At 49.6% G+C, this 567-nt stretch carries 1 protein-coding gene; it reads left to right on the forward strand.

Annotated features, from left to right (window positions below):
* The coding region (locus R7E78_RS29010) for a hypothetical protein (RefSeq protein ID WP_318059002.1) at positions 1 to 543 on the forward strand (543 nt) is incomplete at its 5' end.
* Between the last annotated feature and the right edge of the window lie 24 nt (positions 544 to 567).

Raw genomic sequence — 567 nt, forward strand, 5'->3', positions numbered from 1 at the left:
GATGGCACTGAGGATGTGGCATTGCTAGAGGAGCAAGATCAGCGTCGCGTGTTCTCTCTTATTGCGAACGAACTTTCTGCTCTTACTCAGCTTGAACCAGCGAGTCAATGGTTCGCGAAAGCCGCATTAGGAATGACACCACACGATGCAGAAGAGGTGCTAGCGCGTTCGATCGCAATCACCGCAAACAACTTGGCTTGTCAGTATGAAGAGCTCTCAGAGCGTACTGACGAGCAGAAAGCGAGGATGTTAGAGTTTGCAAGGCTAGCACTGGATTATTGGAAAATAGCGGGCGGTTGGATGCAGGAAGAGCGCGCAGAATATCGTTTGGCGATGAGCTTGCTGAAAGCCGATGCACCTAAAGAAGCCAAAGTGCATGCTGAACGATGTGAAGCCATTTGTCTGCAAAACGGCGGCGATGCGTTTGAGCTTTTTTATGCGCATGACTTATTGATGCAAGTGCATTTTCAACTTAGCCAGCAATGCAAAAAACAATTGGATGCGCAGGTGCAGCAATACTGCACAACCAGCGAACTGGCGTAGGTTTACCGCCACAGCAAAAAGCCC

The sequence above is a fragment of the Vibrio sp. YT-19(2023) genome, assembly GCF_033337395.1.